The sequence below is a fragment of the Klebsiella sp. CTHL.F3a genome, from assembly GCF_019890895.1.
In the GTDB taxonomy this organism is placed as follows: domain Bacteria; phylum Pseudomonadota; class Gammaproteobacteria; order Enterobacterales; family Enterobacteriaceae; genus Klebsiella; species Klebsiella grimontii.
In genome coordinates this window covers 4,511,903-4,534,569 of the sequence record NZ_CP082360.1, presented here as the reverse complement: position 1 = coordinate 4,534,569, position 22,667 = coordinate 4,511,903, and the positions used below count along the sequence as shown (strand labels likewise).

The following is a 22,667-nucleotide window of genomic DNA, read 5'->3' as shown; positions in this document are numbered from 1 at the left end:
CACCCGGTTTGCGCTGCGCTTAGCCGGGCTACCGTTTCACGGCTGTCTGCGGGAAAGTAGCCCGGGTAAGGCGTCAGCCGCAACCCGGGGGACTCGGTACGGATGCGAGTGGCTATTACAGATGACCGTGGTTCAAGACGGTGAGCGGCTCGTTGACGTCGAAGATTTTGCAGATAACGTCATCCACGCCGAGAGATTTCAGGCGTGCGGTATGCTTGCTGAGATAAGCGAGCGCGGTTTCTTCATTCGCAAAAAGATAGATCCCGCCCGCCTCCTGATTCTTTTCGCTTTCCGTCCAGACCTTCCAGATAAACCCCGGTTCCTGATTGATAGACTCGGCCAGCTCCACGAGCTGGCGGGACATCTCGCTGCCGAAGGGGCCATTAAAGGCAAAGTGCAGCTGCAGTAGTTTTTTCGACATAGTTCCTCCATGGATGATGTTTGCGCGGTAATAGACCATTTTAATGCCATGGCGATGAAAAGATAACCACAGTTTTTTTAAGGGCACGAAATGGTAAGTCACTGATTTTTAACCGCACGAAACATTAAAAACTCAACAACACGCCATACTCAATCGCAGTTAATATTCAACTGGAAAATATAAGGTTGCTTATTAATCAAGGAAACAGTATGGCTCATAAAATAAAAGCGCTGGCGATAACGATCGGCGCAGCCCTGGCGTTAACCTCTTTTGCATCCCAGGCGGAAATAACGCTTTTAAAACAAGATCCGCAGGCAGGCGATCCGTTAAGCCGGCTTAATTTTACCGTCGGCGGGAGCATCCGTCCCCAGTTCAACATGATGTCCGGCGACGGAGACAAAGGCTCTTATAAACGTAACGGTTTTGACGGCGGCACCCGTTTCCGCTTCGCCGCCGACTACTATCTGTTCGATGATATTAGCTGGATCAGCTACTACGAGCTGGGCGTCAATATTCCGGCGCTCTTCGACTGGGATAACCACTACGCCGAAGGCGCGAATAACACCAGCCGCCGCATGCTCTATACCGGCCTGAAAAGCGATACCTGGGGGACATTAACTTACGGTCAGCAGAACAGCGTTTATTACGACGTGGTGGGGGTAAAAACCGATATCTGGGATTACGACATGATAGGCCAGGCGCCGGGTAACGGCATTAACGGCGACTACGATGGCTCCTATCGCTCACGCAATATGCTGAAATACAAGAAAACCGTTGGCGATGTCGATCTCTACGCTTCTTACTTATTCGAAGACAGCGAATATCTGCCGGGCAACGGCCTGCGCTACAAGCGTAAAGGCGGCGGCTCCATCGGCGCCGATTACCACATTATGAAGGATCTGACCTGGGGCGCCGCGTGGAACTATACCCGCGCCGATATGCGTAACCCCTCCAGTTCGGACAGCAAATCATATGACCAGAATATCGTCGGTACCGCGCTAAGCTGGATGCCGGATAACTGGACCTTCTCCTTCGGCGGCGGCTGGTATCAGAACTTCCTGACCACCAAAAAAACCGATGTTCATAACTACTTCGCCGGCGATGCCTGGGGTATTGAGTATTTTGCCGGTTATAAATTCCCGATTGGTCAGTATGCGGTGAAATCTATTCAGCCGTACTTTATGGGCGACCGCCTGCAGTACGTGAACGGCCGCAACTATCAGCGGATTGATAACGGCGTCGGCGTGAGCTTCCAGCTGGATTATGGTTTCCGCGTCGATTATGAACACGTCTTCACGTCGAGCACCGATAACCTGGGCGATATGAATCTGGTGCGTCTGCGCTACGACTTCTAAGCGCAGACACTTCCCCGGTGGCGCTGCGCTTACCGGGGCTAGAGGTTCACCGCCGTCTGCGGACCTGTAGCCCGGCTAAGGCATTTACGCCGCAAGCCGGGACAAGGAAGGATGTGACTATTGCGCCAGCCAGTCGGCGACGTCCTGCCAGCTGCCGCGAAAAATAATCTTCTCCGCTTTTTTGCCGAGCTGGTAGCGGTACATTGGGTCGTAATACTCGTTCAGCAGGGGAACCAGCCAGCTGAAATGCGCTTCGGTGCTGGCGCTGCGCTGCTGCTCCAGCAGAGCTTCATCAAGCCTGGCGGTGAGCTGGGCAAAACGCTGTAACCCGAGGCGGCGGCGGATAGCGAACAGGCCATGGTGCAGATATTCGCTATATGCCTGCCAGCCTTGCTCTTCGCCGTAGGCCGCCATGAAATCGCGATGCATCCGGGTAAAATACTCTTCGCGCAGCCGTTCAAGACGGATGGCGAACGGGTCTTCCACCACCGCCAGCGGCGACTGGGCCATGCGAAGACGCATACATTCCGGCAGGTGATTGGCGCCGATCATATGCCCCTCATCTTCCAGCACCCAGCGCGTCTGCCGCTCTGACTTTTTGAGCATCGCCACGGCAAGATGATTTTCAAAGGTTGCCTGCTGATACTGCTCCTGCAGGGTACGGCCAAATGAAGACCCGCGATGATGGGCGAGGCCCTCGAGATCGATGCCGTCGGGCTGGGTGCAGACCAGCTGGGTTTTACCGTTACCGGTACAGCCGCCAATCAGCACGATAGGACGCTGCACCAGCTCTTCGGTAAGCTGAATAGCTGCCTGGCGCAGCGCTTTATAGCCGCCGGCAATCAGCGGGTAATCCACGCCAGCGTCCTTCAGCCACTGCTGCACAATATGCGAACGCTGGCCACCGCGGGCGCAGCACAGGTAGCCTTCGGGGTAACGCGCGCAGGCCTCTTTCCAGGCGGCGAGGCGGCGGGCGCGAATCTCACCGTTCACCAACTGATGGCCCAGCGCAAGGGCGGCTTCCGGACCCTGACGCTTGTAGCAGGTGCCAACGGCGGCGCGCTCGTCGTCGTTCATCAACGGTAGGTTGACCGCCGCGGGCATGGCGCTTTGCCTGAACTCGACCGGGGCGCGTACGTCAATCAGCGGCGTATCGCTGGCGAGAATCTGCCGAATATTCTGTGGGACTAATTCCATCATTTAAACCGTTAAGCCATCCAGACGCGTCGCTCGACGCGATAATCCTCCTATTGTACGCGGTGAGCGACAGGCTGAATTGATTTTTCACGGTGTATCGCTGAATAGCGTCAGAAATCCCTGGATTTCCGGGGCCGAATGGCCGAACAGCGAGGCGATATCCTGCACCGCTTTACCATGATGATCTTTGCGCCAGGCGAGGCTCAGAGGAGAGGGGGGGCGCATCGCCGGGATCTGCCGGGCAATCAGCTCACCGCGAGCGATAAGCGGCTGGCACAGCGGCTCGGGTAAAAAGCCGATGCCGACGCCAGCGATATGCGCCGCGATTTTAGTTTCGATATCGGGAACCACAATCTCTTTTTGCCCCGGCAGACGCCAGGCGACGCGCTTGGTCAATCTCCGGGCGCTGTCCTCAATATTGACCGCAGGGTAGCGACGTAGCTGGGCCTCCGATAGCGGATCGCTTTGCTGGCCGAGCGGGTGATGTGGTGACATCACGAAGAGCCAGGACACTTCGCCCAGCGGGGTGACCGCAATATTTTCGCCTAACGGTTCGGTGCCGGTAACGCCAATCGCCAGCGAAAAGTCATCATGCAGAAGCGTATCCCAGACGCCCATATAAATTTGTCGCGAAAAGTGAAACTGCGTAAAGGGGTAACGTTGGCTGAGCCAGGCCAGCAGCCGGGCGATGGCCTGCGGGTCATACATCAGGTTATTCACCACAATATTGACCTGGCGCTCCACGCCGTCGTTTATCTGCTGTAGCTCGCCGGGCATACTATCAATCCAGCCAAGCCACTCTCTGGCCTGCGCCAGCAGGTGCATCCCGGCCGGGGTCAGCAGTACGCTGCGCGTGGTGCGGGAAAAGAGCGCCACGCCGGTGTTATCTTCCAGCAGTTTGATGCGATAACTAATGGTGGCGGTGGTTTTATAGAGTTTTTCCGCTGCTCTGGAGAAGCTGCCGGTCTCCGCGACGCTGACAAAGGTACGTAGTGTTTCGGGGTCTAGCATCGCTATATTCCTCGTAATTTAATAATTCCCCCCATGATTTTTAAGTATTTTTTCATAATAGCCATTTCAATTATGTGGCTTAAATCAGGTTTTGGAAAATTATTCCAACTTATAGTTGATACCACTTTGAGATGGCCATGAATTGACCGGTACATCTTTCACCCTCAAGGTATGAGGAGGGGAACGGTTTTTAATGACTAAGGAATATGCAATGAAGCTTGAAGTATTGCCGCTGACGCGCGAAGCCTTCCGCCCCTATGGGGACGTTATCGAAACGGAAGGACATGATTTTTTCCATATCAATGAGGGCAAAGTGCAGCGTTTCCACGATCTGGCCATGGTGGAAACCCTGCAGCAGGAGCGCACGCTAATCAGTATTAACCGCGCCCAGCCGGCGGCGCTGCCGATTGTCGTCACCGAGCTGGAGCGTCATCCGCTGGGCACCCAGGCGTTTGTGCCGATGAACGGCGAAGCCTTTGTCGTGGTGGTCGCGGCAGGAGGCGATCAACCGGACATGACTACGCTGCGCGCGTTTATCTCCAATGGCCGTCAGGGGGTCAATTACCACCGTAACGTCTGGCATCATCCGCTGTTTGCCTGGCAGAGCGAAACCGATTTTTTAACCGTCGATCGCGGCGGAAAAGATAACTGCGATGTGGCGGAGATCCCGACCGTGGAGTTGAGCTTTGCGTGAGGTTGCACGTGACGCTATCGATTATCTTGCATAACATGTGGGCGCTTACACACTATTTATGCTCAGGTTTTGAGCCGGAGATAATCGAGGTATGACAGAAGTGAGAAGGCGGGGAAGGCCGGGCCAGCAGGAGCCTTCCGCGCAAAAAGGCGCCCAGGCGCTGGAGAGAGGGATCGCGATACTGCAATACCTTGAAAAGAGCGGCGGCAGCTCGTCGGTCAGCGATATTTCCCTTAATCTGGACTTACCGTTATCGACCACCTTTCGTCTGCTTAAGGTGCTGGAAGGCGCGGATTTTGTGTATCAGGATGCGCAGTTAGGCTGGTGGCACATCGGACTTGGCGCATTCAATATCGGTTCGGCGTACATCCACAACCGGGATGTTTTATCCGTCGGCGGACCCTTTATGCGCCGGCTGATGCTGATGTCGGGCGAGACCGTCAATGTGGCGATTCGCAACGGCAACGAAGCGGTGCTGATTGGCCAGCAGGAGTGCAAGTCGATGGTAAGGATGTGCGCGCCGCTCGGTAGCCGACTACCGCTGCATGCTTCAGGCGCCGGAAAAGCGCTGCTGTATCCGCTGTCGTCGGAAGAGCTGGTGGATGTCATTGTGAAGACCGGACTGCAGCGGTTTACGCCGGCGACGATCGTCGATTTGCCGGTCCTGCAGCGGAATCTGGATGAGGCGCGAGCCTGCGGCTACAGCATTGACCAGGAGGAGCACGTGACAGGATTAAACTGTATTGCTTCGGCGGTTTACGATGATGTGGGGTCCGTGGTGGCGGCGATTTCGATTTCCGGGCCGGCGTCCCGCTTAACCCCGGACCGTTTTATCAGCCAGGGAGAGCTGGTAAGGGAGACGGCAAGGAATATCAGCACCGCGCTGGGACTCAAACCCCAGGCTGATTGATAGCCGAACCGACCCGCTCTGCGGAGCGGGACTTTTTTGGTTTTATTAAAATTTGGAAAATTTTTCCAATATAGCGAGGTAGTAAAAAATGGCGAAAATGAGAGCCGTCGACGCGGCAATGTATGTACTGGAAAAAGAAGGGATTACAACCGCATTTGGCGTGCCCGGCGCGGCGATTAACCCGTTCTATTCGGCGATGCGCAAGCACGGCGGGATCCGTCATATTCTGGCCCGCCACGTGGAAGGCGCGTCTCATATGGCGGAAGGCTATACCCGCGCCACGGCAGGCAATATCGGCGTATGCCTGGGAACATCGGGCCCGGCGGGAACGGATATGATCACCGCGCTGTACTCCGCCTCCGCCGACTCCATTCCTATTTTGTGCATCACTGGCCAGGCGCCGCGCGCGCGTCTGCATAAAGAAGATTTCCAGGCGGTCGATATTGAGTCCATCGCTAAACCCGTCACTAAGATGGCGGTGACCGTCCGCGAAGCGGCGCTGGTGCCGGGCGTGCTGCAGCAGGCATTCCACCTGATGCGCTCCGGTAGACCGGGGCCGGTGCTGATCGACCTGCCTTATGATGTCCAGGTCGCGGAAATCGAATTTGACCCTGAGCTGTATGCGCCGCTCCCGGCGTATAAACCCGTGGCGACGCGTCCGCAGATCGAACGCGCGCTGGCGATGCTGCTGATGGCGGAGCGTCCGGTGATTGTCGCCGGCGGCGGGGTGATTAATGCCGATGCCGCAGCGCTGTTGCAGCAATTTGCCGAAATTACCCATGTACCGGTGATCCCGACGCTGATGGGCTGGGGCTGTATCCCGGATGACCACGAGCTGATGGCCGGAATGGTCGGCTTACAAACCGCGCATCGCTACGGCAACGCCACGCTGCTGGCCTCCGACCTGGTATTTGGTATCGGCAACCGCTTTGCCAACCGTCATACCGGTTCGGTCGAGAAGTACACCGCAGGTCGTAAAATCATCCATATCGATATCGAACCGACGCAGATTGGCCGCGTACTGTGCCCGGATTTAGGCATCGTGTCCGATGCGAAAGCGGCGCTGACTCAGCTGGTGGATATTGCGCAGCAGATGCAAAAAGAGGGCCGCCTGCCGCGCCGCGAACGCTGGGTTGCCGAGTGTCAGGAGCGCAAGCGCACGCTGCTGCGTAAAACCCACTTCGATAACGTGCCGGTCAAACCGCAGCGCGTTTATGAAGAGATGAACAAAGCCTTTGGCCGCGACGTGTGCTACGTCACCACCATCGGCCTGTCGCAAATCGCCGCCGCACAGATGCTGCACGTGTTTAAAGATCGCCACTGGATCAACTGCGGTCAGGCGGGGCCGCTGGGCTGGACGCTTCCTGCCGCGCTGGGCGTTTGCGCCGCCGACCCGGAGCGCAACGTGGTCGCGATCTCCGGCGACTTCGACTTCCAGTTCCTGATTGAAGAGCTGGCGGTGGGCGCGCAGTTCAATATTCCTTACGTCCACGTGCTGGTAAACAACGCTTATCTGGGCCTGATTCGTCAGTCGCAGCGCGCGTTCGATATGGATTACTGCGTCCAGCTGGCGTTCGAAAATATCAACTCTAGCGAAGTGAACGGCTACGGCGTCGATCACGTCAAAGTCGCAGAAGGTCTCGGCTGTAAAGCCATTCGCGTCTTTAAACCGGAGGAGATTGCGCCCGCCTTTGCGCAGGCAAAAGCGTGGATGAAACAGTATCGCGTGCCGGTGGTCGTGGAGGTGATCCTTGAGCGTGTGACCAATATTTCGATGGGCAGCGAACTGGATAACGTAACGGAATTCGAAGATGTAGCCGATAGCGCCATCGATGCGCCAACCGAAACCTGCTTTATGAAATATGAATAAATGAGGTGAAACTATGTTGCGCTTCTCTGCCAACCTTTCGATGTTATTTGTGGAATATGATTTTCTGGATCGTTTTGAGAAAGCAGCGGCCTGCGGTTTTCGCGCCGTTGAATTTATGTTTCCGTATGATTATGCGCCGGAGGTATTAAAACAAAAGCTGAGTGATAACCGGCTGGAGCATACCTTGCATAATCTACCCGCTGGCGACTGGGCGGCAGGGGAGCGCGGCATAGCCTGTATTCCCGGTCGCGAAGCGGAGTTTCGCGAAGGCGTTGACGCCGCGATCCGCTACGCTAAAGCGCTGGGCAATTGCAAAATCAACTGCCTGGTCGGTAAAACTCCGGTGGGCTATCGCGAAGATCATATCCGCTCCACGCTGGTGGCTAATTTACGTTTTGCCGCCGCCGCGCTGGCCCAGGAGGGGATCCTGCTGCTGATTGAGCCGATTAATTACTTCGATATGCCGGGGTTTTATCTGAATACCACGCATCAGGCGCTGGCGCTCATTGATGAGGTCGGCAGCGATAATCTGAAAATCCAGTACGATATTTATCATATGCAGCGCATGGAGGGTGAATTAACCCATACGATGCAAACTTATGCCAACCGAATTGGTCATTTACAGATTGCCGATAACCCGGAACGCGGTGAGCCGGGAACTGGAGAAATTAATTACGATTATCTTTTTAAATTTATCGATAAATCAAATTATGACGGTTGGGTCGGCTGCGAATATAAACCGCTGACGACCACTGAAGCGGGCCTGACATGGTTTAATCGCTACCGTTAATTTTTAATTTATCTTTGGGCAGTATTTATTATTCCATTTCCAGGAAGGGATAACTATTGCTCAAATATACCCGTCATGCTTTACGCAGCAGATGTTCAGGGTATAAATCGAAACAGAAATTTTGAGAGGAAAGGTATGAAACTGGGATTTATTGGTTTAGGTATTATGGGCACTCCGATGGCGCTCCGACTTGCCAAAGCGGGCCACGCGCTGCATGTGACCACCATCGGTCCGGTTGCTGAAGAACTGCTCAAGCAGGGCGCGCAGCATCTGGCTACCGCAGAGCAGGTCGCGGAGCAGTCGGAGATTATTTTTATCATGGTTCCTGATACCCCACAGGTCGCCGACGTTCTGTTTGGCGAACACGGCTGCGCCAGCGCGGCGCTGAAGGGCAAAACCATCGTCGATATGAGCTCTATTTCGCCGATTGAAACCAAGCGTTTTGCGCAGCAGGTGCGGGATTTGGGCGCAGATTATCTGGATGCGCCAGTATCCGGCGGCGAAATTGGCGCGCGTGAAGGTACGCTCTCTATTATGGTCGGCGGCGACGAAAACGTGTTTGCTCGCGTGAAGCCGCTGTTTGATATTTTGGGTAAAAACATCACCCTCGTCGGCGGTAATGGCGACGGGCAGACCTGTAAAGTCGCCAATCAGATTATCGTCGCGCTGAATATTGAAGCGGTCTCCGAAGCGCTGGTTTTCGCGTCTAAAGCCGGCGCCGATCCCGCTCGCGTGCGTCAGGCGCTGATGGGCGGCTTCGCCTCCTCGCGTATTCTGGAGGTACATGGCGAAAGAATGTTGAACCGGACGTTTAATCCCGGTTTTAAAATTTCCCTGCACCAGAAGGATCTTAATCTGGCATTGCAGAGCGCGAAAGCGCTGGCGCTTAATTTACCGAATACGGCAACCTGTCAGGAGCTATTTAATACCTGCGCCGCCAACGGCGGTGGCGAATTAGATCACTCGTCTTTAGTTCAGGCGCTTGAATTAATGGCGAATCATAAAATATCGTAATGAGAAAATGCTGCCGATTCCGGCAGCATTTTTTAAACCTCACGGGTGAATTTATGGATACTATCAATAAAACAGGTATCGACTATTGGAAGAAAATAGTCGTGGTAATGAGTCTGGGCTGGGTGGCAATATGGATTTATCGTACCGTATTAACGCCTATTTATCCGGAAATTCAGGCGTCCTTAGGCAACGTCAGTAACGCTGAAATTGGCGCGATAGCCAGCTTCTATTTTCTTGCCTACTGCGGAATGCAGATCCCCTGCGGTATTCTGGTTGATAAACTGGGGCAGAAAATTATGCTGATGTGTGGTTTCTCGCTGTTCATTATTGGTACGCTGAGTATTGCTAATGCGGGAAATCTGACGCTGATTTATATCGGCTCGCTGCTGGCCGGTGCCGGCTGCGCTTCCTTCTTCAGCTCCGCCTATTCGCTCTCCTCGGCCAACGTGCCGCAGGAGCGTCGGGCGCTGGCTAACGCCATTATCAACAGCGGCTCGGCCATCGGGATGGGGATTGGCCTGATTGGCTCAAGCATTCTGGTCAAAAGCATGCATATGGCCTGGCAAAACGTGTTGTTTATTGTCGCCGCGATCCTGGTGGTGATGCTCTGCGTGTTTACCCTGGTGATTCGTCGCAAGCGGAAAGAGCCCGCCGTAGCGGAAAATAAAAATAACGCCTCGGCATCATTCCCGTCGGCAGAAGAAAAATCGGCGCCGCTGTTTTCGCCGCTGCTGTGCAGCGTCTACTTTCTCTATTTCTGCACCTGCTACGGCTACTACCTGATCGTCACCTGGCTGCCTTCTTATCTGCAGACCGAACGCGGCTTTGACGGCGGCGCCATTGGTTTTGCTTCCGCACTGGTGGCAGTGGTCGGGGTGCCGGGCGCGCTGTTCTTCAGCCATCTTTCGGATAAATTCCGCGACAGTAAAGTCAAAGTGATTCTCGGGCTGGAGATTGTTGCCGCGGCAATGCTGATGTTTACCGTTCTGTCGCCGAATACTACCATGCTGATGATCAGCCTGGTGCTGTATGGACTGCTCGGTAAAATGGCCGTTGACCCGATTCTTATCTCGTTCGTTTCCGAGCTGGCGTCCGCAAAAACATTAGGTCGTGCCTTTAGCCTGTTTAATTTCTTTGGTATGAGTTCAGCGGTTGTTGCCCCGACGCTCACCGGTTTTATTTCTGATCTGACCGGGTCAAAAGAAATTAGTTTTGTGATGTCTGCCGGGCTAGTTATTACCGGAACGATACTGTTTGCATTGATTACCTTGCGTAAGAACAAAATACAGTCAAAGACAATCCCAGTATAATAAAAAATAAAAATTATTAATTTGTTGTTCCACATAGCTAAACCTACAAACGTAATCCGATGCGTATTAAGAGGGAATTATGGAACAAGCTCAAGACCTGTACAAATCCAGAGGTTATAGCGACGATCTATTACCAAAATTAGAATCGCAGCGTAACTGGAAGACATTTAACTATTTTACCTTATGGATGGGATCCGTACACAACGTACCTAATTATGTGATGGTTGGTGGTTTTTTTATTCTCGGACTATCAACGTTTAGCATAATGATGGCAATAATATTGAGTGCTTTTATTATTGCCGCGGTTATGGTGTTTAATGGCGCTGCCGGAAGTAAATACGGCGTACCCTTCGCTATGATTTTAAGAGCCTCCTATGGGGTGCGCGGGGCGTTATTACCCGGCCTGCTCAGAGGCGGTATTGCGGCGATTATGTGGTTTGGTTTGCAATGCTATGCCGGCTCGCTGGCATTCCTGATCTTATTAGGCAAACTGTGGCCTGCGTTTCTGACCCTTGGCGGTGATTTTAAGCTGCTGGGGCTGTCGCTGCCTGGGCTGATCGCCTTTCTGGTCTTCTGGCTGATTAACGTCGGCATTGGTTTCGGCGGCGGAAAAGTACTCAATAAATTTACCGCCATCCTCAACCCCTGCATCTACATTGTCTTCGGCGGCATGGCTATCTGGGCTATTTCGCTGGTCGGGATTAGCCCTATTCTCGACTATTTGCCAACCGGAGTGGCAAAAGCGGAGCATACCGGCTTCTTGTTCCTGGTGGTCATCAATGCGGTCGTTGCCGTCTGGGCGGCACCGGCGGTCAGCGCCTCGGATTTTACCCAGAACGCGCGTTCGTTTCGCGAGCAGGCCCTGGGTCAAACGCTTGGTCTGGTCGTAGCTTATATTTTGTTCGCGGTGGCCGGAGTGTGCATTATCGCCGGCGCCAGTATCCATTATGGTATGGACACCTGGAACGTGCTGGATATTGTGCAGAAATGGGACAGCCTGTTTGCTTCTTTCTTTGCGGTGCTGGTGATATTAATGACCACGATCTCCACCAACGCCACCGGTAATATTATTCCGGCAGGCTATCAAATCGCGGCAATTGCGCCGACTAAATTAACCTATAAAAACGGTGTACTGATCGCCAGCATCATTAGTCTGCTGATCTGCCCATGGAAATTAATGGAGAATCAGGACAGTATTTATCTTTTTCTCGATATTATCGGCGGCATGCTGGGCCCGGTTATTGGCGTAATGATGGCGCATTATTTTGTCGTTATGCGTGGGCGGATTAATCTTGATGAGCTGTATGCCGCAGCTGGGGATTATAAATATTTCGATAATGGATTTAACGTTACTGCATTCCTGGTCACCATCGTGGCGGTGATTTTATCGCTCGGCGGAAAATTTATTCCGCTGCTTGAACCGTTCTCCCGCGTGTCGTGGTTTGTTGGCGTTATCGTCGCTTTTGCCGCATACGCGTTACTAAAAAAACGGGCGCTGCCGAATAATATTTCGCACCCGGACGTTGTGAGCTGATTTTCTTATCAAGAGGAAGCTTTATTTCAGGGATGAAGCATCAATAGCCAAAGCCATTGCTGGTACAGCCCACGCGGCTGCAAGCAGAAATATGGCGTGTATACCTACAAGGAGTTTTATATGTCTTTTGATTTAATCATTAAAAACGGCACCGTTATTCTGGAAAACGAATCGCGGGTGGTGGATATCGCGGTTGCCGACGGCAAAATTGCCGCTATCGGTGAAAACCTGGGCGAAGCGAAACAGATCATGGATGCCGCGGGCCTGATCGTTTCGCCGGGGATGGTTGATGCGCATACGCACATCTCTGAGCCGGGTCGTACCCACTGGGAAGGATACGAAACGGGTACCCGCGCGGCGGCAAAAGGCGGCATCACTACGATGATCGAAATGCCGCTGAACCAGCTGCCGGCTACCGTCGATCGAGAGACCATTGAGCTGAAATTCGACGCAGCGAAGGGCAAACTGACCATCGATGCCGCGCAGCTTGGCGGGCTGGTCTCCTATAACCTGGACCGACTGCACGAGTTGGATGATGTGGGCGTGGTGGGCTTCAAATGCTTTGTCGCCACCTGCGGCGATCGCGGGATCGACAACGACTTCCGCGACGTCAACGACTGGCAGTTTTTCAAAGGGGCGCAAAAGCTGGCCGAAATGAAGCAGACCGTGTTGGTGCATTGTGAAAATGCGCTGATCTGCGATGAGCTCGGCGAAGAAGCAAAAAGAGAAGGCCGCGTGACGGCGCATGATTATGTTGCGTCGCGTCCGGTGTTCACCGAAGTCGAGGCGATCCGCCGCGTCCTCTATCTGGCGAAAGTCGCCGGTTGTCGCCTGCACGTATGCCACATCAGCAGCCCGGAAGGGGTCGCCGAAGTGACCCGTGCGCGTCAGGAGGGACAGGACGTCACCTGCGAATCCTGTCCGCACTACTTTGTGCTGGATACCGAGCAGTTCGAAGCGATTGGCACCCTGGCGAAGTGCTCTCCGCCGATCCGCGACGCGAAGAACCAGAAGGGAATGTGGGAGAAGCTGTTCAACGGCGAAATAGACTGCCTGGTGTCCGACCACTCTCCGTGCCCGCCGGAAATGAAGGCGGGCAATATCATGCAGGCCTGGGGCGGGATTGCCGGTCTGCAGAGCTGCATGGACGTGATGTTTGATGAAGCGGTGCAAAAGCGCGGTATGCCTCTGCCGCAGTTTGCTCGTCTGATGGCGACCAACGCCGCCGATATTTTCGGCCTGAAGCAGAAGGGGCGCATTGCCCCGGGCAAAGACGCCGACCTGGTGTTTATTCAGCCAAACAGCAGCTACGTCCTGCAGGCGGAGGACCTCGAATACCGGCATAAAGTCAGTCCTTACGTTGGCCGTAAGATTGGCGCGCGTATCACTAAAACCATCCTGCGCGGCGAGGTGATTTATGACATTGAGCAGGGCTTCCCGCAGGCGCCGAAGGGGAAATTTATCCTTAAGCATCAGCAGTAACGGGGAACCGTTGCATTCCCGGACTGCGGCGTAAACCTCTTATCCGGGCTACGAACCTGACGTCGCGCGGGTTTTGTAGCCCGGGTAAGGCGCAAGCCGCGCCCGGGGCATAACCTACTTCGTTCAATGTTTAGCGTCTGTTCAACGTCAGGCGCTTTGTCAGGATTTTATCATGGTGGTATTGCCGCTAAATCAACGAAACACCCTGGCGGGATTTCAATGGTTCTTCTTTATCTTCTGCAACACCGTCGTGGTACCGCCAACATTACAGTCTGCTTTTCAGCTCCCCGCCAGCGCGCTGATTACGCTTACCCAATACGGTTTTATCACCACCGGGCTGGCGTGCCTGGCGCAGGCGCTGCTGGGCCACCGTCGCGCGATTATGGAAGGCCCAACGGGACTATGGTGGAGCACTATTCTGACCGTCACCGTCGGCGAAGCCGCGCGCGGCACCCCGTTTGACAGCATTGCGGCCAGCCTGGCGGTCGGTATATTTCTGTCGGCGATATTCACCATCATCATCGGCGTGAGCGGCATCGGCCATCGCCTGGCGAAGCTCTTTAGCCCGACGGTCATGGTCTTTTTTATGCTGCTGCTCGGCGCGCAGCTGACGACTATATTTTTTAAAGGCATGCTCGGGCTGCCCTTTAGTTCGGCCCAGGCCAGCGTGGGCATTCAGCTGGCGCCGTTTAGCCTGGCGCTGGCGGTAATGATGCTGGTGCTGGGGATGATTATTTTTCTCCCGGACGGCATCGCCCGCTACGCTCTGCTGACAGGAACCCTGGCGGGATGGGGAGGCTGGTACCTGCTGTTTCGCACGCCGCCCGCCACGGCCGCTTCCGGCCCGATTCACTGGCAGTGTTTTCCGCTTGGCTACGGGGGGGCGTTACGTCCAGGTATTATTTTGACGGCGCTGCTGGCCGGGCTGGTCAATATTACCAATACCTACGGCGCTATTCGCGGTAGCGACATTTTTTATCCCGAGCAGGGCGCCAGCAATAGCCGTTACCGGCGCAGCTTTATTATCTCCGGATTAATGACTCTAATAACGGTTCCGCTCAGCGTGGTGCCGTTTTCGCCCTTTGTTTCATCGATAGGCTTATTAACCCAAACCGGAGAAACCTCGCGCCAGCCGTTTATTATCGGCTGCCTGTGCTGCCTGCTGGTTGGGCTGTTTACGCCGCTGACCCACTTTTTTACTACGCTGCCTCTGCCGATCAGCAGCGCGGTCATGCTGGTCTCATATCTCCCATTGTTATATTCCAGCTTATCGTTCAGTAAACAAATTACCTTCACCGCGCGAAATATCTACCGGCTGGCTCTGCCGCTCTTTATCGGCATTTTTTTAATGGGGCTGCCGCCAGTTTATCTCCAGACGCTACCTCTGATAATCCGACCGCTGTTAGGCAACGGCTTATTAATCGGCGTGCTGCTGGCGGTAGTGATGGAAAATCTCATTCCCTGGGATCGTATTAAGTCATGACAGCAAAAAGGATGAACAATGAAAATTATTATTGCACCGGACTCTTTCAAAGAGAGCGTCAGCGCCAGCCGCTGCGCCCAGGCGATAAAGGCGGGCTTTGTCTCAATTTTCCCGCAGGCGGATTGCGTCTGCCTGCCGATCGCCGACGGCGGCGAGGGGACGGTTGAGGCAATGGTTGAGGCCACCGAGGGCAAAATGGTGATGCTGCCGGTGATGGGGCCGATGGGCAATTTTGTCGGGGCGTTTTATGGCCTGAGCGGCGATGGGCAAACCGCATTTATTGAGATGGCGGCGGCCAGCGGGCTGATGTTGGTTCCCGCCGGGGAACGTAATCCTCTGCGGGCCACCAGCTACGGCACCGGCGAGCTGATTCGCCACGCGCTGGACGCTGGCGTTCGCCATATTATTCTCGGTATCGGCGGCAGCGCCACGGTGGATGGCGGCATGGGCATGGCCCAGGCGCTGGGGGTGCGCTTTCTGGATGAGCACGACGAGAGCGTCGGCCTCGGCGGCGGGGCGTTACAACGGTTAGCAAAAATAGACCTAAGCGGCCTCGAGCCGCGCCTTCATGATTGCCGGATTGAGGTGGCCTGTGACGTTGATAATCCGCTGCTCGGCGAACGCGGCGCGGCGGCGGTTTTTGGTCCGCAAAAAGGGGCCTGTTTAGAAATGGTTGCCGTTCTGGAGCGCGGGTTACAAAACTACGCTCAGGTACTGCTGGCGGCTACCGGTCAGGATGTCGCGGCGATGGTGGGCGGCGGCGCGGCCGGAGGAATGGGCGCGGCGGCCCGGGTTTTCCTTAACGCTACGCTGAAATCGGGCATCGATATTGTGCTGGAAGCGGTTCATCTGGAGGCGGCGTTGCGCGATGCGGACCTGGTGATCACCGGCGAAGGACGAATGGATTCACAAACCGTTGGTGGCAAAGCGCCGGTTGGCGTGGCGCGGATTGCCAAAAAGCACGGCATTCCGGTTATCGGTATCGCCGGCGTGCTGGGTGACGGCGTTGAAGCGGTGCATCAGCACGGTATTGACGCGGTCTTTAGCATTCTTCCCGCGCTGGCGCCGTTGGCCGAGGTGCTGGAGCGCGGCGAGCACAACCTCTACGCCTGTGCGCGCAATATTGCCTGCGCCATCAAGCTTGGGCAGAACATGCCTGGCTGAATAAAAAATGCCACGGTTCTCACCGTGGCAAAATCCAACATAGCTAAACAAAAAAGGTGAATTTAATCAGTGACAATCAGATCTCAACGTCGCGGTTGCAATCTTTCGAGTAGATATAGCTGAACGCTTCGCGCCCAACGCCGTATCCCGCCTGCAGTGAATAAGCGCCCATAAAGATATAGTCGCCTTGCTTCACCGGCACCCAGTTGTTGTCGAGGTTATATACCCCCTGGCCGGAAAGAATATAGGCTCCGTGCTCCTGCACGTGGGTTTCGATATAACCGTGGCTGGCCCCTGGCTCGAAGGAGAGAATATGCATGTTCATATCGAAGCCCAGCTCTTTTGGCAGGAAATCGATCAGGATAACGTCTTCCATTCCTTCATACTGAATCCGCTCCAACTGGCTGACGTTGCCGGTAACCAGATAAGGGGCGTGATTCTCAACCGCAATATAGCGGCGCTTGTAGAGAAACAGCTGGCTGTCGCCTGAGTAGTTATTGATGAAGGTGACCCGCTCGCCCGGCGGGCAGTAAATATAGCCGCCTTTGGTTAGTGGGAAGCTTTTGCCTTGCGCCCCGGCGGTGATTTCACCTTCAATCACATACAAAAAGGTCTCAATCCCTTCGCCGCCGAAGCCGCTTTGATTGCCGCCGTTTTCATGCAGCGTGACCAGATAATCGACAAAGCTGGCGCCTAATTTCGGCGTCGACAGAATGGTCACATCGCAATGAGCAAAACCCGGAATGATGTTTTTGACCAGACCGTCCGGCGTCAGCAGCGCATAATTGCCGTGACGCACGATGGAACGGCTGGCCAGTAAATCATCGCGATAGCCAACCACATTATTTAAATAACCCATTCTCTTTTCCTTATTCAGTCCAGGCCAGTTGATACAGCATTAAGGCGAGCGTTTTCACGCCTTCCGCCAGATCCTCGATATGCGTACTTTCCGCCGGGTTATGGCTGATACCATTGATGCTCGGCATAAATATCATGCAGGTCGGGAAGCAGGGGGCGAAAATTTGCGCGTCGTGGCCCGCGCCGCTGTGCATCACGCGGAAATTGACCTTCTCTTTCTCACAAAGCGCGGTGAGCTGGGCGACCAGCTTTTTATCCATCGGAACCGGGGCCTCATCCATCCACAGGTCGACCTCAATGCCAATCTCCATTTCCTGGCAGATCCGCCGCATATCGGCTTCAATCACTTCCGTAAATGCCGTTAACTCAAGGGCATCGGTGTGGCGGCAGTCCATGGTGAAAACCGTTTTACCCGGCACCACGTTAACGGTATTCGGCTGCGGGTCGACTTTACCGAAGGTGAGTACCAGCGGGTCGCCGTGGGCCTTTGCTTTGGCAATAGATTCGCAGCAAATGCGGCTGAAAGCCTGAACGGTGTCGCGGCGGTAGCCCATTGGCGTCGTGCCGGCATGGTTAGACTCGCCGTTGAGGGTGATGGTGTAGCGTCGCTGTCCGACGATGGCGTTGACCACGCCGATGGACTGCTTGTTGGTTTCCAGAACCCGGCCCTGCTCGATATGCAGTTCGACGAAGGCTTTAATATCCCGGCGCGGTGCCAGCGGGGCGGCGGGCAGAGTGAATCCGCACTGCTTCATGGCTTCAACAAACGCCACGCCTTTGGCGTCCTTAATCTCGCGCACGTCTGCCGGGTTAGCGATACCGACGATATTTTTGCTGCCCCAGAAGACGTAAGGAAAGCGGCTACCTTCTTCTTCCGCTAGCGCCAGAACCTCGACGGTACGCAGCGGCGCGCCGTAGGTCTCTTTTAGCCAGCGTACCGCCAGCCAGGCCGCCAGCGCGCCGAACTGACCGTCAAGATTGCCGCCGTTGACGACGCTATCAATATGCGAACCGCTGAGGATAACCTCATCGGGAAAGCGCGTGCCGGGCAGTCGGCCATACAGGTTGCCGACTTCATCAAAGCGGGTTTCCAGGCCGCTCTCGCTCATCTTTTGTTTGAACGCCTGCTGCGCCTGCAGCCATTCCGGCGAATAGAGCAGACGGGTCAGGCCTCCGGTCGGGTCGGCGCCGAAAGAGGAAAGCCAGGGCAATGTTTCTTCAATTGCCTGTCGAAAATAATGAGCCATACGCAACTCCTGTATTTTAATTTATTGAGCAAACGGGGAATGGGTTTCATAAGAGCGGTGATATAAAGCGTCAGAAAGCAGATAGTCATAAATCTCATCCACGATCTCGATACCGTTGACGGTGCTGTTTTTCTCATTGATATCCAGGTTCTGCCCCGGGTAATAAACCTGATTAAATCCGGGCGCTGGCGTAATGGCGTTTAATTCACGCATGGTGTCGCTAATATGCTGGCGGAATAGCGCGCTGGAGGAGAAAAATGCCGGGTTGATGACGATATGCAGCTGGCCCAGTTCGCGTCCCTGGCTCAGGTTTTCGTACATCGAACTGACCTGGCGGCCGAAGGGCAGGTTGAGCAAAATGCCGGAGAGGACGTCGATCATCATCATCAGGCCGTAGCCTTTCGGGCCGGCTGCCGGAAGCAGGGCGTGAACGGCAAAAGGATCGCTGGTCGGCGCGCCGTTTTTATCCACCGCCCAGCTATCGGGAATGGTTTCATGGCGCGAGCGGGCGTCGAGAATTTTTCCCCAGGCCTGCACCGTGGTGGCCATGTCGAAGGTGATGATATCATCGCCCACGCCGGGCGCGGCGAAGGCCAGCGGATTGGTGCCGTAATAGATTTCCGCCCCGCCAAACGGTACGACCATCGGGTCTGACTGACATAGCGAAAGCCCGATAAACCCGGCGCGGGCGGCCTGCCGGGTGAAATAAGAGATGGCGCCGCTGTGGCCCATGCGCCGAATGCCGACCACGGCCACGCCGTTTTCCTCGGCTAATGCTATCGCGTGCTCCATGCCCATTTTGGCGGCGACCTGACCAGCGGCGTTATCGGCATGTAAAATACCGCTGCAGGGGCCGGTTTTTTCAAAGGTAAAGTTGGGTTGACGGTTAGTTCCGCCTTTTGAAATACGTTCCGCATAATATTCAACGCGTACCGCGCCGTGCGAATGAATGCCTCTTGCATCGGCATAAACCAGCACATCGGCAATAATATCCGCGTGATGACGAGTAAGCCCTGCTGTGTTCAGCTTATTGGCAATAAGCTGATGAAGTGTTTCCCGACTGACTTTCATCTGTCTTCCTTTTAACGACGGTGTAGAGCCTGACTGACCAATAAAATACGGGGAAAATAAACTTAAATTGTGATCTGTATTGGTAAATATATAGTGTTAGATTTTATTTAATAATCACTATAGATTTATCAGAAATAACCCCGTCAATCTATTCGTTAAAAACCCCCTGCTAATGTACTGGGCTTTATTTAAAAACGTTGTGTAATAAATTTGATGTGATTTTGGTCACGCCGACGGCCACGTTATCTCGTTAGCCTGATTGCAGATTATCCATGCTCATTCAATTGCAATGGGTGCAATTATTGGGGAGTTATTATGATCCATGCCTTTATTAAAAAGGGCTGTTTTCAGGATTCAGTCAGCTTAATGATTATTTCGCGCAAGCTGAGCGAGTCGGAAAATGTCGACGATGTTTCGGTGATGATGGGGACACCGGCAAATAAATCGCTGCTGGAAACCACCGGCTTTTGGCACGACGATTTTGCCGCGGCGACGCCGAATGATATTTGCGTGGCGATTCGCGCCGATTGTGCGGATGCGTCGGTGACGGAAATGATTATCGCCCGTCTTGATGAAGCTCTGGCCGCCCTGGCGCAGGGTAGCGGGCAAAGCCAGAGCCTGAGCGTGGTTCGCCGCTGGCAAAGCGCAACGCAGAAGCTGCCGCAGGCCAATATGGCCTTAATATCCGTTGCCGGGGAGTACGCCGCGGAGCTTGCCCATCAGGCGCTCAGCAGCGAGAAAAACGTGATGATCTTCTCCGACAACGTCACGCTGGAAGATGAAATCGCCCTGAAAACCCGCGCCCGCGATAAAGGGCTGCTGGTGATGGGGCCGGACTGCGGCACCGCTTCGATCGCCGGCACCCCGCTGGCTTTCGCCAACGTCACGCCGGACGGCAATATCGGCGTAATTGGCGCGTCCGGTACCGGTATTCAGGAACTGGTCTCGCAGATTGTGCTCGGCGGCGAAGGGATCAGCCATGCGATTGGTCTTGGCGGTCGAGACCTGAGCGCCGAAGTGGGCGGCCTCAGCGCGCAAACGGCCCTGGAAATGCTGACCCATGATGAGCAGAGCCAGGTGCTGGCTTTTGTTTCTAAGCCTCCCGCCGAGGCGGTACGCCTGAAGGTGATTGGCGGCATGAAGCGCAGCGGTAAACCGGTAGTCGCGCTATTCCTCGGCTATGTGCCAGACACGCTGCGCGATGAAAACGTCTGGTTTGCCCGCACGCTTGACGAGGCCGGGCGTCTGGCCTGCCTGCTGGCGCGGGTCGTGCGACACCAGCAATCCCTGCCTGCGGCAACGGGCATGCAGATTCGCGGTTTATATACCGGCGGCACGCTGGCGGCGGAATCCGCCGGACTGCTGGCTGAACGGCTGCGCATCGTCCCCGATGCGCATCATCCGCAGGGCCTGATGCTCAACGCGCAGGGCCACCGGGTCGTCGATCTCGGCGATGATTTTTACACCGTTGGCCGCCCGCATCCGATGATCGATCCCTCTCTGCGCAACCAGCTGATTGCCGAACTCGGCGAGCAAACTCAGGTAGGAGTACTGCTGCTGGACGTGGTGATTGGCTATGGCGCCACCGCCGATCCGGCCGCCTCGCTGGTTGAAGCATGCCTGCGGGCCTGGGCGGTCAGGGACGACAGATATCCGCTGCACGTTATCGCCACGGTGACCGGGACCGAAAGCGATCCGCAGGGCCGTTCCCGTCAGATTGCCGAGCTTGAAGATGCGGGGATCGTGGTGGTCGATAGTCTCCCGGAAGCCACTTTGCTTGCCGTCGCACTGATTAGCCCGCAGCGCAAAGCCGCGCCGACCCCGCGCGCCAGCCTGCTGGACGGCGTGGCGGTGATTAACGCCGGCCTGCGCAGCTTTGCGCTCGATTTGCAGTCCGCCGGAACGTCGGTTGTTCACTACCAGTGGGCGCCGATCGCCGGGGGAAATAAGAAACTGGCTCGTTTATTAGAACGTTTGCAATAAGAGGTCTCTATGTTTACATCAGTGGCGCAGGCCAATGACGCAGTAATAGAACGAATTCGTAATGCACGCCCGCACTGGCTGGATGTGCAGCCGGCGGCTTCTCTGATTGAAGCGCTAAACAAGAACAGAACGCTGCTCCATGCCGGGCCGCCGATGCGCTGGCAGGAGATGACCGGCCCGATGAAAGGAGCCTGCGTTGGCGCATGCTTATTTGAAGGCTGGGCGCAGGATGAAAAGACGGCCCACGCTATGCTCGAATGCGGCGAAATCTCTTTTATTCCCTGCCACCACGTGAACGCCGTGGGGCCGATGGGGGGGATTACGTCGCCGAATATGCCGATGCTGGTGGTGGAGAACATCGCCGAAGGCAACCGCGCGTATTGCAACTTGAACGAAGGCATTGGCAAGGTGATGCGTTTCGGCGCCTACGGCGAAGACGTGCAGCAGCGCCTGCGCTGGATGCGCGATGTGCTGATGCCGATCCTTAGCGCGGCGCTGAAACAGATGGAGCGCGGTATTGACCTGACCGCGATGATGGCTCAGGGCATCACCATGGGCGATGAGTTCCACCAGCGCAATATCGCCACCTCCGCGCTGCTAATGCGTACGCTGGCGCCGCATCTGGCACGGCTTAATATCGACAAACAGCAGATTGCTGAAGTCATGGATTTCCTCGCCATTACCGATCAGTTTTTCCTCAACCTGGCGATGGCCTACTGTAAATCCGCGATGGATGCCGGGGCGCAAATTCGCGCAGGCAGTATCGTCACCGCGATGACCCGCAACGGCGATATGTTCGGTATTCGCGTCAGCGGGCTGGGCGATCGCTGGTTTACCGCGCCGGTGAATACGCCGCAGGGGCTGTTCTTTAGCGGTTTCTCTCAGGAACAGGCCAACCCGGATATGGGCGACAGCGCCATCACCGAAACCTTCGGCATCGGCGGCGCGGCGATGATCGCGGCGCCGGGGGTGACCCGCTTTGTCGGCGCTGGCGGAATGGAGGCGGCGAAATCCGTTTCGGAGGAGATGGCGGAAATCTTCCTGGAGCGCAATATGCAGCTGCAGATTCCGGGCTGGGATTTCCAGGGCGCCTGCCTTGGGCTGGATATTCGCCGGGTGGTTGAAACCGGTATTACTCCGCTCATTAACACCGGGATCGCCCATAAAGAAGCGGGGATCGGCCAGATTGGCGCCGGGACCGTCAGAGCGCCGCTGGCCTGTTTCGAGCAGGCGCTGGAAGCGCTGGCGGACGAGCTGGGCGTGAGCTGAGGTA

General features: G+C 55.4%; 19 protein-coding genes. 13 read left to right on the top strand and 6 right to left on the bottom strand.

Annotation, left to right across the window (positions count from 1 at the left end; all coding sequences use genetic code 11):
- Nucleotides 1–115: 115 nt before the first annotated feature.
- The gene (locus K7H21_RS21340) at nt 116–421 is read right to left on the bottom strand and encodes a monooxygenase (protein WP_004130003.1); all 306 of its coding nucleotides are present in this window, start codon (nt 419–421) and stop codon (nt 116–118) included.
- 209 nt (nt 422–630) lie between these two features.
- Here K7H21_RS21340 and K7H21_RS21335 point away from each other — a divergent pair, with 209 nt between their 5' ends.
- Nucleotides 631–1,776: a porin gene (locus tag K7H21_RS21335; protein WP_123828384.1), complete on the top strand. Its 1,146-nt coding sequence runs from the start codon at nt 631–633 to the stop codon at nt 1,774–1,776.
- A 117-nt stretch (nt 1,777–1,893) separates the two neighbouring features.
- On the opposite strand, the gene mnmH is transcribed toward K7H21_RS21335, so the two are convergent.
- Together mnmH and allS are read right to left on the bottom strand one after the other, a co-directional pair.
- Nucleotides 1,894–2,973: a tRNA 2-selenouridine(34) synthase MnmH gene (gene mnmH, locus K7H21_RS21330; RefSeq protein WP_049112240.1), complete on the bottom strand. Its 1,080-nt coding sequence runs from the start codon at nt 2,971–2,973 to the stop codon at nt 1,894–1,896.
- Between the two features lie 87 nt (nt 2,974–3,060).
- Nucleotides 3,061–3,984 (bottom strand): HTH-type transcriptional activator AllS, encoded by a 924-nt coding sequence (allS, locus tag K7H21_RS21325; RefSeq protein ID WP_049112232.1) that lies wholly within the window; start codon nt 3,982–3,984, stop codon nt 3,061–3,063.
- Between the two features lie 211 nt (nt 3,985–4,195).
- Here allS and allA point away from each other — a divergent pair, with 211 nt between their 5' ends.
- From allA to glxK, 10 genes are all read left to right on the top strand, one after another.
- Nucleotides 4,196–4,678 carry an ureidoglycolate lyase gene (gene allA, locus K7H21_RS21320; RefSeq protein ID WP_004130014.1) on the top strand — a complete coding sequence of 161 codons (483 nt, stop codon included), beginning with the start codon at nt 4,196–4,198 and terminating at the stop codon, nt 4,676–4,678.
- Between the two features lie 91 nt (nt 4,679–4,769).
- The gene (gene allR, locus K7H21_RS21315) at nt 4,770–5,588 is read left to right on the top strand and encodes an HTH-type transcriptional repressor AllR (RefSeq protein ID WP_004130016.1); all 819 of its coding nucleotides are present in this window, start codon (nt 4,770–4,772) and stop codon (nt 5,586–5,588) included.
- An 88-nt stretch (nt 5,589–5,676) separates the two neighbouring features.
- Nucleotides 5,677–7,458: a glyoxylate carboligase gene (gene gcl, locus K7H21_RS21310; protein WP_004130019.1), complete on the top strand. Its 1,782-nt coding sequence runs from the start codon at nt 5,677–5,679 to the stop codon at nt 7,456–7,458.
- A 13-nt stretch (nt 7,459–7,471) separates the two neighbouring features.
- Nucleotides 7,472–8,248, top strand: coding sequence for a hydroxypyruvate isomerase (gene hyi / locus K7H21_RS21305; RefSeq protein ID WP_049112233.1), 777 nt, complete (start codon nt 7,472–7,474; stop codon nt 8,246–8,248).
- Between the two features lie 135 nt (nt 8,249–8,383).
- Nucleotides 8,384–9,262, top strand: coding sequence for a 2-hydroxy-3-oxopropionate reductase (glxR, locus tag K7H21_RS21300; RefSeq protein ID WP_004130026.1), 879 nt, complete (start codon nt 8,384–8,386; stop codon nt 9,260–9,262).
- Nucleotides 9,263–9,315: 53 nt separating this feature from the next.
- A complete protein-coding gene (locus K7H21_RS21295; RefSeq protein WP_223035345.1) occupies nt 9,316–10,572 on the top strand; it encodes an MFS transporter in 1,257 nt (418 codons plus the stop codon).
- Between the two features lie 79 nt (nt 10,573–10,651).
- A complete protein-coding gene (locus K7H21_RS21290; RefSeq protein ID WP_223035344.1) occupies nt 10,652–12,106 on the top strand; it encodes an allantoin transporter in 1,455 nt (484 codons plus the stop codon).
- Between the two features lie 120 nt (nt 12,107–12,226).
- Nucleotides 12,227–13,588, top strand: a complete 1,362-nt coding sequence (allB, locus tag K7H21_RS21285; RefSeq protein WP_004130035.1) for an allantoinase AllB — start codon at nt 12,227–12,229, stop codon at nt 13,586–13,588.
- 172 nt (nt 13,589–13,760) lie between these two features.
- On the top strand, nt 13,761–15,071 hold the full coding sequence (locus tag K7H21_RS21280; RefSeq protein ID WP_223035343.1) for a uracil/xanthine transporter: 1,311 nt from the start codon (nt 13,761–13,763) through the stop codon (nt 15,069–15,071).
- An 18-nt stretch (nt 15,072–15,089) separates the two neighbouring features.
- A complete protein-coding gene (glxK, locus tag K7H21_RS21275; RefSeq protein ID WP_112165779.1) occupies nt 15,090–16,235 on the top strand; it encodes a glycerate 3-kinase in 1,146 nt (381 codons plus the stop codon).
- A 76-nt stretch (nt 16,236–16,311) separates the two neighbouring features.
- Here glxK and allE read toward each other — a convergent pair whose 3' ends face one another.
- From allE to allD, 3 genes are read right to left on the bottom strand one after another with little or no spacing between them, the layout of a single operon-like run.
- Nucleotides 16,312–17,094: a (S)-ureidoglycine aminohydrolase gene (gene allE, locus K7H21_RS21270; protein ID WP_004130042.1), complete on the bottom strand. Its 783-nt coding sequence runs from the start codon at nt 17,092–17,094 to the stop codon at nt 16,312–16,314.
- 10 nt (nt 17,095–17,104) lie between these two features.
- Nucleotides 17,105–18,340, bottom strand: a complete 1,236-nt coding sequence (gene allC / locus K7H21_RS21265) for an allantoate deiminase (RefSeq protein ID WP_049112235.1) — start codon at nt 18,338–18,340, stop codon at nt 17,105–17,107.
- A gap of 21 nt (nt 18,341–18,361) precedes the next feature.
- Nucleotides 18,362–19,411 (bottom strand): ureidoglycolate dehydrogenase, encoded by a 1,050-nt coding sequence (gene allD, locus K7H21_RS21260; RefSeq protein ID WP_142444852.1) that lies wholly within the window; start codon nt 19,409–19,411, stop codon nt 18,362–18,364.
- Between the two features lie 315 nt (nt 19,412–19,726).
- On the opposite strand from allD, the gene K7H21_RS21255 reads away from it, so the two are divergent.
- Nucleotides 19,727–21,394, top strand: coding sequence for an acyl-CoA synthetase FdrA (locus K7H21_RS21255; protein ID WP_223035342.1), 1,668 nt, complete (start codon nt 19,727–19,729; stop codon nt 21,392–21,394).
- A 9-nt stretch (nt 21,395–21,403) separates the two neighbouring features.
- Nucleotides 21,404–22,663, top strand: coding sequence for a YlbE family protein (locus tag K7H21_RS21250; protein ID WP_223035341.1), 1,260 nt, complete (start codon nt 21,404–21,406; stop codon nt 22,661–22,663).
- The last annotated feature ends 4 nt before the right edge of the window (nt 22,664–22,667 follow it).